11 protein-coding genes are annotated in these 14,554 nt (G+C 59.6%); 1 reads left to right on the top strand and 10 read right to left on the bottom strand.

Annotated features, from left to right (window positions below; all coding sequences use genetic code 11):
• Positions 1–220 precede the first annotated feature (220 nt).
• From lpdA to sdhC, 7 genes are all read right to left on the bottom strand, one after another.
• Positions 221–1,660 carry a dihydrolipoyl dehydrogenase gene (gene lpdA, locus PFEN_RS00995; protein WP_191485183.1) on the bottom strand — a complete coding sequence of 480 codons (1,440 nt, stop codon included), beginning with the start codon at positions 1,658–1,660 and terminating at the stop codon, positions 221–223.
• 109 nt (positions 1,661–1,769) lie between these two features.
• Complete coding sequence (odhB, locus tag PFEN_RS01000) at positions 1,770–2,996, bottom strand: 2-oxoglutarate dehydrogenase complex dihydrolipoyllysine-residue succinyltransferase (RefSeq protein WP_191485184.1); 1,227 nt, start codon at positions 2,994–2,996, stop codon at positions 1,770–1,772.
• 42 nt (positions 2,997–3,038) lie between these two features.
• Positions 3,039–5,870: a 2-oxoglutarate dehydrogenase E1 component gene (locus PFEN_RS01005; protein WP_191485185.1), complete on the bottom strand. Its 2,832-nt coding sequence runs from the start codon at positions 5,868–5,870 to the stop codon at positions 3,039–3,041.
• A 293-nt stretch (positions 5,871–6,163) separates the two neighbouring features.
• On the bottom strand, positions 6,164–6,868 hold the full coding sequence (locus PFEN_RS01010) for a succinate dehydrogenase iron-sulfur subunit (RefSeq protein ID WP_191485186.1): 705 nt from the start codon (positions 6,866–6,868) through the stop codon (positions 6,164–6,166).
• A gap of 12 nt (positions 6,869–6,880) precedes the next feature.
• The gene (sdhA, locus tag PFEN_RS01015) at positions 6,881–8,653 is read right to left on the bottom strand and encodes a succinate dehydrogenase flavoprotein subunit (RefSeq protein WP_191485187.1); all 1,773 of its coding nucleotides are present in this window, start codon (positions 8,651–8,653) and stop codon (positions 6,881–6,883) included.
• Positions 8,654–8,656: 3 nt separating this feature from the next.
• The gene (sdhD, locus tag PFEN_RS01020) at positions 8,657–9,025 is read right to left on the bottom strand and encodes a succinate dehydrogenase, hydrophobic membrane anchor protein (protein ID WP_191485188.1); all 369 of its coding nucleotides are present in this window, start codon (positions 9,023–9,025) and stop codon (positions 8,657–8,659) included.
• Complete coding sequence (gene sdhC, locus PFEN_RS01025; protein WP_040065285.1) at positions 9,019–9,393, bottom strand: succinate dehydrogenase, cytochrome b556 subunit; 375 nt, start codon at positions 9,391–9,393, stop codon at positions 9,019–9,021. The genes sdhD and sdhC overlap by 7 nt, the downstream gene beginning before the upstream one ends.
• Before the next feature lie 363 nt (positions 9,394–9,756).
• Here sdhC and gltA point away from each other — a divergent pair, with 363 nt between their 5' ends.
• Positions 9,757–11,046, top strand: coding sequence for a citrate synthase (gltA, locus tag PFEN_RS01030; protein WP_191485189.1), 1,290 nt, complete (start codon positions 9,757–9,759; stop codon positions 11,044–11,046).
• A 338-nt stretch (positions 11,047–11,384) separates the two neighbouring features.
• Here gltA and PFEN_RS01035 read toward each other — a convergent pair whose 3' ends face one another.
• The 3 genes from PFEN_RS01035 to PFEN_RS01045 all read right to left on the bottom strand — a co-directional run bounded on the left by PFEN_RS01035 (position 11,385) and on the right by PFEN_RS01045 (position 14,488).
• Positions 11,385–13,043: a cation acetate symporter gene (locus tag PFEN_RS01035; protein ID WP_191485190.1), complete on the bottom strand. Its 1,659-nt coding sequence runs from the start codon at positions 13,041–13,043 to the stop codon at positions 11,385–11,387.
• Positions 13,040–13,351: a DUF485 domain-containing protein gene (locus tag PFEN_RS01040; protein WP_191485191.1), complete on the bottom strand. Its 312-nt coding sequence runs from the start codon at positions 13,349–13,351 to the stop codon at positions 13,040–13,042. The genes PFEN_RS01035 and PFEN_RS01040 overlap by 4 nt, the downstream gene beginning before the upstream one ends.
• 288 nt (positions 13,352–13,639) lie before the next feature.
• Positions 13,640–14,488, bottom strand: coding sequence for a glycine betaine ABC transporter substrate-binding protein (locus PFEN_RS01045; protein WP_191485192.1), 849 nt, complete (start codon positions 14,486–14,488; stop codon positions 13,640–13,642).
• Positions 14,489–14,554: the final 66 nt, after the last annotated feature.

The raw sequence follows: 14,554 nt of genomic DNA on the forward strand, positions 1-14,554 counted from the left end.
CTGCGTCCGGCGGACGTTCCGCGGTGAGTCTTGCGCGCAAGGCTCACGACGGGCAAACCGCCGTGGTTTCTTATTATCCAACGGACAGCGTGAAAACTACTGCGCTCAAAAATACTGCGTTAAAAACAGGTTCGGAATGCTCATTGACTAAAGTCAACTGTGCTTCCTCACCTGTTTTCGCCTTGTCTTTTTTTCGCTCGCTACGTTTTCACGCAGTCCTTTAGCGTTTTTTCTTATTGGCAATGTGGATGGCGCCGCCATTCACTGCCAGTGCCGCTTCGTGCAACGCTTCGGACAGGGTCGGATGGGAGAAGACCATCATGCCGATGTCCTCGGCGCTGGTGCCGAATTCCATACCGATCGCGCCTTGCTGTACCAGCTCGGCAGCGCTTGGGCCAATTACGTGGACGCCCAGGACACGGTCGGTCTTGGCATCGGCGATGACCTTGACGAAACCACCGGTATCGTTGGCTGCCATGGCACGGCCACTGGCGGCGAACGGGAAAGTGCCGATGTTAACTTCAACGCCTTCGGCTTTCAAAGCCTGTTCGGTTTTACCGACCCATGCAATTTCCGGGTGGGTGTAGATAACCGAAGGGATCAGGTCGTAGTTCATCTGGGCTTTATGGCCCTTGATGCGTTCGACAACCATGATGCCCTCTTCCGAGGCCTTGTGTGCCAGCATCATGCCGCGAACCACGTCACCGATGGCGTAGACGCCCGGCACGGTGGTGGCGCAATGATCGTCAACATGCACGAAACCGCGCTCGTCGAGGGTCACGCCGCAATCAGCCGACAGCAGGTCGGTGGTCACTGGGCGACGGCCGACGGCAACGATCAGTTTGTCGAAGGTGATGGTCTGTTCGCCGGCGGAGTCGGTGTAGGTCACCACCACTTCCTTGCCCTTGTTGACCTTGGAACCGGTCACGCGAGCGCCCAGCTTGATGTCCAGACCTTGTTTGGTCAGGGTTTTCAGCGCTTCCTTGGAGATGGCGGTGTCGGCAGCCATCAGGAAAGTGTCCAGGGCTTCGAGTACAGTCACTTCAGCGCCCAGACGCGACCAGACGGAACCCAGTTCCAGGCCGATCACGCCCGCGCCGATCACGCCCAGGCGCTTCGGTACGGCTTGGAACTCCAGGGCGCCGGTCGAATCGACGATCACCTTCTGGTCAACCGGAGCCGGTGGAATGTCGATCGGACGCGAACCTGGAGCCAGGATCACGTTCTCGGCTTCGATCACTTCAACCGTGCCGTCAGGCTTGGTCACTTCGACTTTCTTGCCAGCCAGCAGCTTGCCGTGGCCTTCGATCGAAGTCACGCCATTGGCCTTGAACAGCATGGCCACGCCGCCGGTCAGGTTCTTGACGATATTGGCCTTGCGACCCACCATCGCCGGCACGTCCATTTTCACGGCACCGGTGGAGATACCGTGGATGGCGAACCCTTCGGTGGCTTCATGGAACTTCCAGGAGCTGTCCAGCAGCGCCTTGGACGGAATGCAGCCAACGTTCAGGCAAGTACCGCCGAGGGCCAGCTTGCCCTCTTTATCCTGGTACTTCTCGATGCAGGCAGTCTTGAGACCAAGTTGCGCTGCCTTGATGGCGGCTACATAGCCGCCAGGGCCGGCGCCAATCACTACCACGTCGAATTTCTGAGTCATGTGTCATTCCTTATCGAATCAAACCGGACGGCCCCTCGTGGGGACCGTCGTGGGACGAAGCTGATCGTTTAAGCGGGCAAGGCGCAAGCGCCCTGCCCCTTGGGTGCAATCAGATATCCAGCAGCAGACGCGCCGGGTCTTCCAGCAGGTTCTTGATGGTCACCAGGAAAGACACCGCTTCCTTGCCGTCGATCAGACGGTGATCGTAGGACAGCGCCAGGTACATCATCGGCAGGATCACCACTTCACCCTTGACCGCCATCGGGCGCTCATTGATGTTGTGCATGCCCAGGATGGCGGCTTGTGGCGGGTTGACGATCGGAGTCGACAGCAGGGAACCGAATGTACCACCGTTGGTGATGGTGAACGTACCGCCGGTCATTTCGTCGATGGACAGCTTGCCGTCACGGGCTTTCTTGCCATAAGTGGCGATGCCGTTTTCGATTTCGGCCAGGCTCATCAGCTCGGCGTTACGCAGTACCGGAACCACCAGGCCACGGTCGCTGGACACCGCGACACCGACGTCGGAGTAGCCGTGGTAGACGATGTCGCCGCCGTCGATCGACGCGTTGACCGCTGGGAAGCGTTTCAGCGCTTCGGTGGCCGCTTTCACGAAGAACGACATGAAGCCCAGGCGCACGCCGTTGTGGGTCTTCTCGAACAGGTCCTTGTACTTCGAACGCAGGTCCATGATCGGTTTCATGTTCACTTCGTTGAAGGTGGTCAGCATCGCCATGTTCGACTGTGCTTCAACCAGGCGCTTGGCCACGGTGGCCCGTACACGGGTCATCGGTACGCGCTTCTCGACGCGGTCGCCGGCAGCGAACACAGGCGCGGCGGCAGCCGGCGCGGCAGCCTTGGCCGGTGCGGCGGCTGGCGCGGCTTTCTTGGCGGCAACAGCAGCCACCACGTCTTCCTTGGTCACCCGGCCGCCTTTGCCGGTACCGGCAACGGAAGCGATGTTGATGCCATTTTCTTCAGCCAGCTTGCGCGCCGCCGGTGCTGCCACCGGATCGTCTTCGCCAGCAGCGGCAGGCGCGGCAGCCTGGGCGGCCACTGCTGGAGCAGGAGCGGCGGCAGGAGCAGCGGCGGCAGCGCCGCCTTCGACGATGGAGCCCAGGACTTCGTCGGACAGAACGGTGTCGCCTTCGTTCTTGACGATAGCGCCCAACACGCCATCAGCGGTAGCCAGTACTTCCAGGACCACTTTGTCGGTTTCGATGTCGACGATCAGTTCGTCACGCTTGACAGCATCGCCCGGTTGCTTGTGCCAGGTGGCAACGGTGCCATCGGCAACCGATTCCGGGAAAGTGGGGGCTTTGATCTCGATAGCCATTATCTGTGGTTCCTTAAATTCGGTTTCAGGTGCGCGAAGGCGTTAAACAGTAAAGGCATCTTGCAGCAGTTTTTCCTGCTGCTCAGCGTGCATCGATGCATAGCCACACGCCGGTGCGGCAGAGGCGTCACGGCCGGCGTACTCAAGTACCAACGACTTGTTGTGACCGGCGACGATGCGACGCATGTGATGCTGGCTGCTGTACCAGGCGCCCTGGTTCATCGGTTCTTCCTGACACCAGACGATGTGCTTGAGGTTCTTGTACGGTGCCAGGACTTCGATCAGATCGTCTTCCGGGAACGGATACAGTTGCTCGATACGCACCACGGCGATGTCATCGCGGCCTTCGGCACGACGTTTTTCCAGCAGGTCGTAGTAGACCTTGCCGCTGCACAGGATCAGACGACCGACCTTTTTCGGGTCCTGGACGTCGATTTCCGGGATAACGGTCTGGAACGAACCTTCGGCCAGATCTTCCAGCGTGGAGATTGCCAGTTTGTGACGCAGCAGCGACTTCGGAGTCAGCACAATCAGCGGCTTGCGCAGCGGACGGATGACCTGGCGACGCAGCAGGTGGTAGATCTGCGCCGGGGTGGTCGGCACGCAAACCTGGACGTTGTGCTCGGCGCACAGCTGCAGGTAGCGTTCCAGACGGGCCGAGGAGTGCTCCGGGCCCTGACCTTCATAACCATGCGGCAACAGCATGGTCAGACCGCACAGACGACCCCACTTGTGCTCGCCACTGGTGATGAACTGGTCGACAACCACCTGGGCACCGTTGGCGAAGTCGCCGAACTGGGCTTCCCAGATCACCAACGCTTCCGGCGTGGTGGTCGAGTAACCGTATTCGAACGCCAATACCGCTTCTTCCGACAGGAACGAGTCATACAGGTCGAAACGTGGCTGACCGGCGAACAGGTTCTGCAACGGAATGTAGGTGCCCGCGTCTTTCTGGTTGTGCAGCACGGCATGACGGTGCGAGAACGTACCGCGGCCGATGTCCTGGCCGGTCATGCGGATCGGGTGACCTTCGAACGCCAGGGTCGCGTATGCCATGGTTTCGGCATAACCCCAGTTGATCGGCAGGCCGCCGGCTTGCATCTTCTGACGGTCCTCGTAGATCTTCGCGACCTGGCGCTGGACCACGAAGCCTTCCGGGATCTCCAGCAGCTTGGCGGACAGTTCCTGCAGGGTCTTCAGATCGAAGCGGGTGTCGTGACGTGCGGTCCATGCGTGACCCAGGTATGGGCGCCAGTCGACGAACAACTCCTTGTTCGGTTCCTTGACCAGGCTTTTTACCACATGCAGACCGTTGTCCAGGGCGTTGCGGTATTCGTCGACTTTCGCCTGAACGCGCGCTTCATCCAGCACCTTGGCCTGAACCAGGCGCTCGGCATACAGCTCACGGGTGGTGCGCTGCTTGGTGATCTGCTGATACATCAGCGGCTGGGTGCCGCTAGGCTCGTCGGCCTCGTTGTGGCCACGACGACGGTAGCAGACCAGGTCGATCACCACATCGCGCTTGTACTGCATGCGGTAGTCGATGGCCAGCTGGGTCACAAACAGCACGGCTTCCGGATCATCGCCATTCACATGAAGGATCGGCGCCTGGATCATCTTCGCAACGTCGGTGGCGTACTCGGTGGAACGCGAGTCCAGCGGGTTGCTGATGGTGAAACCAACCTGGTTGTTGATCACGATGTGCACGGTACCGCCGGTCTTGAAACCGCGGGTCTGCGACATCTGGAAGGTTTCCATGACCACGCCTTGACCGGCGAACGCCGCGTCACCGTGGAGGGAAATCGGCAGCACCTTGTCACCGGTCGCATCGTTGCGACGGTCCTGGCGAGCCCGTACCGAACCTTCGACCACCGGGGAAACAATTTCCAGGTGGGACGGGTTGAACGCCATGGCCAGGTGGACTTCGCCACCGGTGGTCATCACGTTGGACGAGAAGCCCTGGTGGTATTTCACGTCACCGGAGCCCAGCTCGACCTTCTTCTTGCCTTCGAACTCGTCGAACAGCTCACGCGGGTTCTTGCCGAAGGTGTTGACCAACACGTTCAGGCGACCACGGTGGGCCATGCCGATGACGATTTCCTTGGTACCGTAGGAACCGGAACGCTGGATCAACTCGTCGAGCATCGGAATCAGGCTCTCGCCACCTTCCAGGCCGAAACGCTTGGTGCCCGGGTATTTGGTGCCCAGGTATTTTTCCAGGCCTTCGGCGGCGGTGACGCGCTCGAGCAGGTGGCTCTTGATGTCCGCGGAGAAGGTCGGACGGCCGCGCACGCTTTCCAGACGCTGCTGGAACCAGTGGCGTTGCTCGGAATCGACGATGTGGGTGAACTCGGCGCCGATGGTGCGGCAATATGTCTGCTGCAACGCTTCGTGAATTTCGCGTAGGCTCGCTTCCTCTTTGCCGATGAACAGGTCGCCGGCACGGAAGGTCGTATCAAGATCGGCATTGGTCAAGCCGTAATGATTGATCGACAGGTCTGCGGGTGCAGGACGCTGCCACAGTCCCAGCGGGTCGAGCTGGGCTGCTTGGTGGCCACGCATCCTGTAGGCCTGGATCAATCGCAGCACTTCAACCTGCTTCTTTTCGTGCTCACTGCTCACGCTGCCGGCGGAAACCGGTTGGGCGCGGCGCTGGTTCTTTGCCAGCAAGACGAAATGATCGCGGATTGTCGAGTGCGAAACATCGGTGGCAGCGTTGCCGTCAGCGGGCAACGTCTGAAATTTGGTGCGCCACTCTTCTGGCACAGCGTTAGGGTCGTGCAGGTAGAGCTCGTAGAGCTCTTCCACATAGGCAGCGTTACCACCTGAAAGATAGCCGCTGTTCCACATGCGCTGCATCACGCTTTCTTGCATGCTTGGTCACCCTCGGTTAGGGGACACCACCGGCGAAAACACCGCGCGAGCTTGCAACAGTCCGAATGCAGCGACCAAAACAAGCCACTTGGGATCACGCTGATAGTCCGGGTACCAGCCCGGATGCCCCTGCTGGTCTCATTTCTTCAAAAATAAGAGCCACAGCTTTATGAGCCGTTGCTCTGGTTATAGCCGGGGCGCGGGTTGAAGCCCGGGCCCTGGCCTTTCTACGGTTACAGCGGTGCCACTATTTACAACTGCCGATTTACAACAGCCAGGTTACAGCCGCTGAATCACACGCCGCTTTGCAGCAGCATGTTACGGATGTGACCGATGGCCTTGGTCGGATTCAGGCCTTTCGGACAGACGTTGACGCAGTTCATGATCCCGCGGCAGCGGAAGACGCTGAACGGGTCATCCAGCGAAGCCAGGCGCTCGCTGGTCTGGGTGTCGCGGCTGTCTGCCAGGAAGCGATACGCTTGCAGCAGGGCGGCCGGGCCCAGGAACTTGTCGGGGTTCCACCAGAAGGACGGGCAGGAGGTCGAGCAGCAGGCGCACAGGATGCACTCGTACAGACCGTCGAGCTTCTCGCGCTCTTCCGGAGATTGCAGACGCTCGATGGCCGGAGCCGGCGTGTCGTTCTGCAAAAATGGCTTCACCTTCTCGTACTGCTTGTAGAAGATGCTCATATCGACGACCAGGTCACGGATCACCGGCAAACCAGGCAGCGGACGCACCACCAGCTTGTTGCCCTTGACCACGGCGGACAGCGGCGTGATGCACGCCAGGCCGTTCTTGCCGTTGATATTCATGCCATCGGAACCGCACACGCCTTCACGGCAGGAGCGACGATAGGAGAAACCTTCGTCCTGCTCTTTGATCAGGGCCAGTACGTCCAGCACCATCAAGTCCTTGCCACCGGTGTTGACCTGGAAAACCTGGGTTTTCGGCGCCGAGTCGGTGTCAGGGTTGTAACGATAAACTTCGACTTGCAACATATCGATCACCCTTTAGTAAGTCCGGACTTTTGGTTCGAAAGTCGGAACGGTCTTCGGCGAGAAGTTGACGGCACGCTTGGTCACGCGCTTCTCACCCGGGAAGAACAGGGTATGGCACAGCCAGTTTTCGTCGTCGCGCTCTTCGAAGTCTTCACGGGCGTGAGCGCCGCGGGACTCTTTGCGATGCTCGGCGGCAATCGCCGTGGCCTCGGCCACTTCCAGCAGGTTCTGCAGCTCAAGGGCTTCGATACGCGCGGTATTGAAGGCCTGGGACTTGTCGTTGATCTTGACGTTGGCGATACGCTCGCGCAGGCCAGCCAACTGGGCGATACCCTTCTGCATGTATTCGCCGGTACGGAATACACCGAAGTAGTTCTGCATGCAGCTTTGCAGCTCGCGACGCAGGGTGGCGACATCTTCACCGTCGGTGCGCTCGTTGAGCTTGGCCAGACGGTTCAGGGCTACATCGATGTCGGTGTCGCTGGCGTTGCGGTATTCGACACCTTCGGACAGCGCCTTTTCCAGGTGCAGGCCGGCCGCGCGGCCGAAAACCACCAGGTCGAGCAGCGAGTTGCCGCCCAGGCGGTTGGCACCGTGGACCGATACGCACGCCACTTCACCGACCGCGAACAGGCCAGGGATGATGGTGTCGACGCCGTTGGCATCCTGGGTGATCGCCTGACCATGGATGTTGGTGGGAACGCCACCCATCATGTAGTGGCAGGTTGGAACGACCGGAACCGGGGCAACGACCGGGTCAACGTGGGCGAAGGTCTTGGACAGCTCGCAGATACCTGGCAGGCGGCTGTGCAACACTTCCTCGCCGAGGTGGTCGAGCTTGAGCAGCACGTGGTCGCCATTCGGGCCACAGCCGTTGCCGGCGATGATTTCCTTGACCATCGAACGTGCTACCACGTCGCGACCGGCCAGGTCTTTCGCGTTAGGAGCATAACGCTCCATGAAACGCTCGCCATGCTTGTTGATCAGGTAACCACCTTCACCGCGGCAACCTTCGGTGACCAGTACACCGGCGCCGGCGATGCCGGTCGGGTGGAACTGCCACATTTCGATGTCCTGCACCGGCACGCCAGCACGCAGGGCCATGCCGACGCCGTCACCGGTGTTGATCAGGGCATTGGTGGTGGACGAGTAGATACGACCCGCACCGCCCGTCGCCAGTACGGTGGCATTGGCGCGGATATAGGACGTTTCACCGGTTTCGATGCAGATCGCGATCACACCGACGAACACGCCATCCTGGTTCTTCACCAGGTCAACCGCGTAGTACTCGTTCAGGAAGGTGGTGCCCGCCTTCAGGTTGCCCTGATAGAGGGTGTGCAGCAGGGCGTGGCCGGTACGGTCGGAAGCCGCGCAGGTACGCGCCGCCTGGCCGCCCTTGCCGAAGTCCTTGGACTGGCCGCCGAACGGACGCTGGTAGATACGACCGGTTTCGGTGCGGGAGAACGGCAGACCCATGTGGTCCAGTTCGAAAACCGCGGCCGGGCCTTCCTGACACATGTATTCGATGGCGTCCTGGTCACCGATGTAGTCGGAACCCTTGACGGTATCGTACATGTGCCAGCGCCAGTCGTCGTTCGGATCGGCGGACGCGATGGCGCAGGTGATGCCGCCCTGGGCCGATACGGTGTGCGAACGGGTCGGGAACACTTTGGTGACCACGGCGGTCTTGTGACCACCCTGGGCCAGTTGCAGTGCGGCACGCATACCCGCACCGCCGCCGCCAATAATGATGGCGTCGAAAGAAATCGTTGGAATGTTAGCCATGAATCAGATACCCCAGAGAATCTGCACACCCCAGACGAAGTACGCGAACATCGCAACGCCGCACACTGCCTGGAAAAGGAAACGCACTGCCGTCGCCGACTTGCCCAGCGCCATTTGCGTCAGGTAGTCGGTCGAAATGGTCCACATGCCGACCCAGGCGTGAGCGCCCAGGGCCACCATGGCCAGCAGACTGAAGATGCGCATCCCGTTGTGGGCGAACAGCCCGTGCCACTGGGCATAGCCCATGCCCGGGTTCGCGATGACATATCCGATCAGGAAAATGAAGTAAGCCGCGAGAACGACCGCCGACACGCGCTGTGCCATCCAGTCATAGAGGCCCGAACGCGATAGGTTTGTGACGTTGGTTACCATATCCAGACTCCTGCCAGCACGATGATCACCACGGAAACGGCGATAACGATTTTCGAGCCCAGCTTGCCGCCTTCCAGCGTTTCACCGATGCCCATGTCCATGATCAGATGGCGCACACCGGCAACCAGGTGATACAGCAAGGCGGACAGGATGCCCCAAATCACTAGCTTGGCTAGCGGACTGGTCAGACACGCTTTCACCTGACCGAAGCCTTCCTCGGAGCTCAGCGACTTGTCCAATGCGTAGAGCATGATGGCCAGGCTGACAAAGAGGATGACACCGGAAATACGGTGAAGAATGGACGTGTAAGCAGTGACTGGGAGTTTGATGGTCCTTAGGTCTAGGTTTACAGGTCGTTGGCTTTTCACGGCTTTTTTTTCACTGATGAGCCCTAACGATCAGGGCAAAGTTGTTGGGCAAGTGCACTGGTCAGGTACCCACCACCCAGGGAGTGACGCCCCCCAGTAAAACAGGCCCAAAAGCCCCTGGCGGTCGGCTGCCGAGTATAGACAGTTAGGCTACTAATGACAACGCAAAGGACTACCCCTAATAGCGCATTGCGCTAGTCGGATAAAAGGCGTAAATAGCCGTCATTTTCGAGGAAAAGCACTGCCCAAAGCCGCCTACGACAAGACTTTTGGCAAATTGACATTCGAATTTATCTCACTATAGTGGTGCGGGCCCTGCGTGGGGGGCCTGTCTGATGATTTCAAGCATAAATAGGAGGCCACATGGCTGACAAAAAAGCGCAGTTGATCATCGAGGGCGCAGCCCCCGTCGAGCTGCCCATTTTAACCGGCACCGTTGGTCCCGATGTAATCGACGTGCGGGGCCTGACGGCCACGGGCCGGTTCACATTCGACCCAGGCTTCATGTCGACCGCTTCCTGCGAGTCGAAGATCACCTATATTGACGGCGATAACGGCATCCTGCTGCATCGCGGCTACCCGATCGAGCAACTCGCCGAGAAATCGGACTACCTGGAAACCTGCTACCTGCTGCTCAACGGCGAACTGCCGACGGTCGAGCAGAAGGCCCAGTTCGTCAGCACCGTGAAGAACCACACCATGGTGCACGAGCAGTTGAAGACCTTCTTCAACGGCTTCCGTCGCGACGCCCACCCGATGGCCGTCATGTGCGGCGTGGTTGGCGCCCTGTCGGCGTTTTACCACGACTCGCTGGACATCAATAACGCCCAGCACCGCGAGATTTCCGCCATTCGTCTGGTCGCCAAGATGCCGACCCTGGCGGCGATGGTGTACAAGTACTCCATGGGCCAGCCCATGATGTACCCACGCAACGACCTGTCGTATGCGGAAAACTTCCTGCACATGATGTTCAACACCCCGTGCGAGATCAAACCGATCAGCCCGGTACTCGCCAAGGCCATGGACCGGATCTTCATCCTCCATGCCGACCACGAGCAGAACGCCTCGACCTCCACCGTGCGTCTGGCGGGCTCCTCGGGTGCCAACCCGTTCGCCTGTATCGCCGCCGGTATCGCCGCGCTCTGGGGCCCTGCCCACGGCGGTGCCAACGAAGCAGTGCTGACCATGCTCGATGAAATCGGCGATGTTTCGAACATCGACAAGTTCATCGCCAAGGCCAAGGACAAGAACGATCCGTTCAAACTGATGGGCTTCGGTCACCGGGTCTACAAGAACCGCGACCCACGCGCCACCGTGATGAAGCAGACCTGCGACGAAGTACTCAGGGAACTGGGTATCAATAACGACCCGCAGTTGGAGCTGGCCATGCGTCTCGAAGAGATCGCCCTGACCGATCCGTACTTCATCGAGCGCTCGCTGTACCCGAACGTCGACTTCTACTCGGGGATCATCCTCAAGGCGATCGGCATTCCAACCAGCATGTTCACCGTGATCTTCGCCCTGGCGCGGACCGTGGGCTGGATCTCCCACTGGAAGGAAATGCTCTCCAGCCCGTACAAGATCGGCCGTCCGCGCCAGTTGTACACCGGCTATGAGTCGCGTGACATCACCAAGCTGGAAGACCGCAAATAAGACCCGCCTTGCAATAGTGTTCCAGCTGCAGCGGAAACGGCCTCTTGATAGAGGCCGTTTCTGTTTGTGGCGCCCTGCTGGCCCCTGCGCCGCCCATCAGGACGCCTTCGCGGGCAAGCCCTGCTCCTACAGGTTTCGCGTCGATCACCTGACCTGCGTACGACACAGGACCTGTAGGAGCAGGGCTTGCCCGCGCAGAGGCCCTGACAGACAACACAAGACTCAACGAGTCTCATCGTCAGCAAGCCACCGCAGTGACAGCCCAACAAAAATGCCCCGGTCTCTCGACCGGGGCATTTCGTTTCAACACAGCTTATATACAAGCGTCGATACAAGCCTTAGTGCGACACCGCCCCACTCGCCCCCAGACCAGTCTGCGAACGCACGAACTGCGGGAAGAACAGCGCCCGTTCATTCGCGCCCGCCGTCGACTTGTCGGTGATCGAGAAGAACCAGATCCCGACGAACGCAATGGCCATCGAGAACAACGCCGGGTACTCATACGGGAAAATGGCTTTCTCGTGATGCATGATCTGCACCCAGATGGTTGGCCCCAGAACCATCAGGCCTACCGCACTGACCAGGCCCATCCAGCCACCGATCATCGCGCCACGGGTGGTCAGCTTCTTCCAGTACATGGAAAGCAGCAACACCGGGAAGTTGCAACTGGCGGCAATCGAGAACGCCAGGCCGACCATGAACGCAATGTTCTGGCTTTCGAACAGGATACCCAGGACGATCGCCAGCGCGCCGAGGGCGATGGTGGTGATCTTCGAAACGCGGATCTCATCCTTTTCGTTGGCCTTGCCCTTCTTGATCACGCTGGCATACAGGTCATGGGACACCGCCGAGGCACCGGCCAGGGTCAGACCGGCCACCACCGCGAGAATGGTGGCAAAGGCTACCGCCGAGATAAAGCCGAGGAAGATGTTGCCGCCCACCGCGTTGGCCAGGTGCACCGCCGCCATGTTGTTACCGCCCAGCAATGCCCCCGCCGCATCCTTGAACGCCGGATTGGTGCTGACCAGCAGGATCGCGCCAAAACCGATGATGAAGGTCAGGATGTAGAAGTAACCGATGAACCCCGTGGCATACAACACGCTCTTGCGCGCTTCCTTCGCATCACTCACGGTGAAGAAGCGCATCAGGATGTGTGGCAGGCCGGCGGTACCGAACATCAGCGCCAGACCCAGCGAGAAGGCCGAGACCGGATCCTTCACCAAGCCGCCCGGGCTCATGATCGCCTCACCCTTGGGGTGAACCTTGATCGCTTCGGAAAACAGCGTATTGAAGTCGAAGTTGACGTGCTTCATCACCATCAGCGCCATGAACGAGGCACCGGACAGCAACAGCACCGCCTTGATGATCTGCACCCAGGTGGTGGCCAGCATGCCGCCGAACAGCACATAGAGGCACATCAGGATGCCCACCAGGATCACCGCCACATAGTAGTCCAGGCCGAACAGCAGCTGGATCAACTTGCCGGCACCGACCATCTGGGCAATCAGGTAGAAGGACACCACCACCAGCGAACCGCAAGCCGACAGCGAGCGGATCTGGGTTTGCCCGAGGCGATAGGACGCCACGTCGGCAAAAGTGTACTTGCCCAGGTTGCGCAGGCGCTCGGCGATCAGGAACAGAATGATCGGCCAGCCCACCAGGAAACCGATGGAGTAGATTAGACCGTCGTAGCCCGAAGCATAGACCAGCGCGGAAATCCCCAGGAAAGACGCCGCCGACATGTAGTCGCCGGCAATCGCCAGACCGTTCTGCAAACCGGTGATCTTGCCGCCCGCCGCATAGTAGTCGGCGGCCGACTTGTTGCGCTTGGAAGCCCAGTAGGTGATGCACAGGGTCGCACCGACAAACACCACGAACATCGCGATGGCCGACACATTGAGAGGTTGCTTGTGCACTTCGCCGGTCAGGGCGTCAGCCGCCAGGACCAGGGGCGCGAAGGCCGAGCCAGCCAATACTGCCAATAGACGCCGGATCATTGCTGGGCCTCCTTGAGAATCTCGTTGTTCAGGTCGTCGAACTCGCCATTGGCGCGACGCACATAGATGGCCGTCAGGACGAACGCCGAGACGATCAATCCGACACCCAACGGGATGCCCCAAGTAATGGAAGAGCCGGGACTGAGCTTGGCGCCCAGCAGCTGCGGTCCATAGGCGATCAGCAAAATGAAAGCCGAGTAAAGCCCAAGCATGATCGCCGAGAGTATCCAGGCGAATCGTTCCCGTTTCCTGACCAGCTCCTTGAAGCGGGGGCTGTTCTGGATCGAGAGGTAAATGCTGTCGTTCATTGTTTTTATCCTCGCAGCACAGATGAGTTGGAACATATTCCACTTTAGGCGGCTATCGGATAGATTCCAGACGACCTTAGTATTAGAACGACATTACCATTTCGCCAGTTTTTGGCCGAATTAACCCTTGAAACCACAACTCCACAGTGACCGTGTCGAGCGTCATTGCAAGTTCAGGGTCAAACCGGTATCGACAGACAGGGCGCATCACCTGGCGTCAAGACGCAAAAAGGCCGCATGACACAAGGTCATGCGGCCTTTTTTGCCAGCATTACGCCGTTAGAGGGATTACTTGACCCACTCAGCTACACGATCCGGGTGCTTGGTAACCCAGTCCTTGGCCGCGGCATCCGGCTTGGCGCCGTCCTGGATGGCCAACATGACTTCGCCGATCTCATCCTTGGACGCCCACTGGAACTTCTTCAGGAACGCCGCCACTTCCGGCGCCTTGGCCTCCAGGCCCTTGCTGCCGATGCTGTTGACGGTCTCGGCCGCGCCGTAGACGCCTTTCGGGTCATCCAGGAAGCGCAGTTTCCACTTGGCGAACATCCAGTGCGGCACCCAACCGGTCACGGCGATGGATTCGTGCTTCTCTTCGGCACGGGTCAACTCAGCAATCATCGCCGCGCCCGAACTGGCTTGCAGCTTGTAATCCAGAGCATAGTCCTTGATCGCCTGGTCGGTCTTGAGCATTACGCCCGAGCCCGCATCGATACCCACGATCTTGTTCTTGAAGGTGGTGTCGGTTTTCAGGTCGGCAATCGATTTGGCCGCAACATACTCCGGCACGATCAGGCCGATCTTGGCATCCTTGAAGTTGGGGCCGTAGTCGACCACCTTGTCCTTGTTCTTGGCCCAGTATTCACCGTGGGTCACCGGCAGCCAGGCCGAGAGCATGGCATCGAGCTTGCCGGTGGCAACGCCCTGCCACATGATCCCGGTCGCCACGGCCTGCAGTTTCACGTCGTAACCCAACTTCTGCTTGATCACCTCGGCCGCCACGTTGGTGGTGGCAACGCTGTCGGACCAGCCATCGACATAACCAATGGTCACTTCCTTGCCAGCGGCACTCACCTGGGTGGAGCCGATCGCCAGCGCCAGAACAGCACCCGCGCCTAAGAGTCGTCGCATCTTCATCGTTACTTCCCCGAAATGCTGCACCCGACGAGTGCCGGGCGACGTCAACGTATTGTTATGGTGCAC

It is taken from the genome of Pseudomonas sp. FEN, assembly GCF_904067045.1.
Lineage (GTDB): Bacteria > Pseudomonadota > Gammaproteobacteria > Pseudomonadales > Pseudomonadaceae > Aquipseudomonas.

What these genes read in the sequence shown, in the direction of transcription:
- gltA (WP_191485189.1), top strand. Translation starts at nt 9,757, where the DNA reads ATGGCTGACAAAAAAGCGCAGTTGATCATCGAGGGCGCAGCCCCCGTC.
- lpdA (WP_191485183.1), bottom strand. Translation starts at nt 1,660, where the DNA reads ATGACTCAGAAATTCGACGTGGTAGTGATTGGCGCCGGCCCTGGCGGC.
- PFEN_RS01045 (WP_191485192.1), bottom strand. Translation starts at nt 14,488, where the DNA reads ATGAAGATGCGACGACTCTTAGGCGCGGGTGCTGTTCTGGCGCTGGCG.
- PFEN_RS01040 (WP_191485191.1), bottom strand. Translation starts at nt 13,351, where the DNA reads ATGAACGACAGCATTTACCTCTCGATCCAGAACAGCCCCCGCTTCAAG.
- PFEN_RS01005 (WP_191485185.1), bottom strand. Translation starts at nt 5,870, where the DNA reads ATGCAAGAAAGCGTGATGCAGCGCATGTGGAACAGCGGCTATCTTTCA.
- PFEN_RS01010 (WP_191485186.1), bottom strand. Translation starts at nt 6,868, where the DNA reads ATGTTGCAAGTCGAAGTTTATCGTTACAACCCTGACACCGACTCGGCG.
- sdhD (WP_191485188.1), bottom strand. Translation starts at nt 9,025, where the DNA reads ATGGTAACCAACGTCACAAACCTATCGCGTTCGGGCCTCTATGACTGG.
- odhB (WP_191485184.1), bottom strand. Translation starts at nt 2,996, where the DNA reads ATGGCTATCGAGATCAAAGCCCCCACTTTCCCGGAATCGGTTGCCGAT.
- sdhA (WP_191485187.1), bottom strand. Translation starts at nt 8,653, where the DNA reads ATGGCTAACATTCCAACGATTTCTTTCGACGCCATCATTATTGGCGGC.
- PFEN_RS01035 (WP_191485190.1), bottom strand. Translation starts at nt 13,043, where the DNA reads ATGATCCGGCGTCTATTGGCAGTATTGGCTGGCTCGGCCTTCGCGCCC.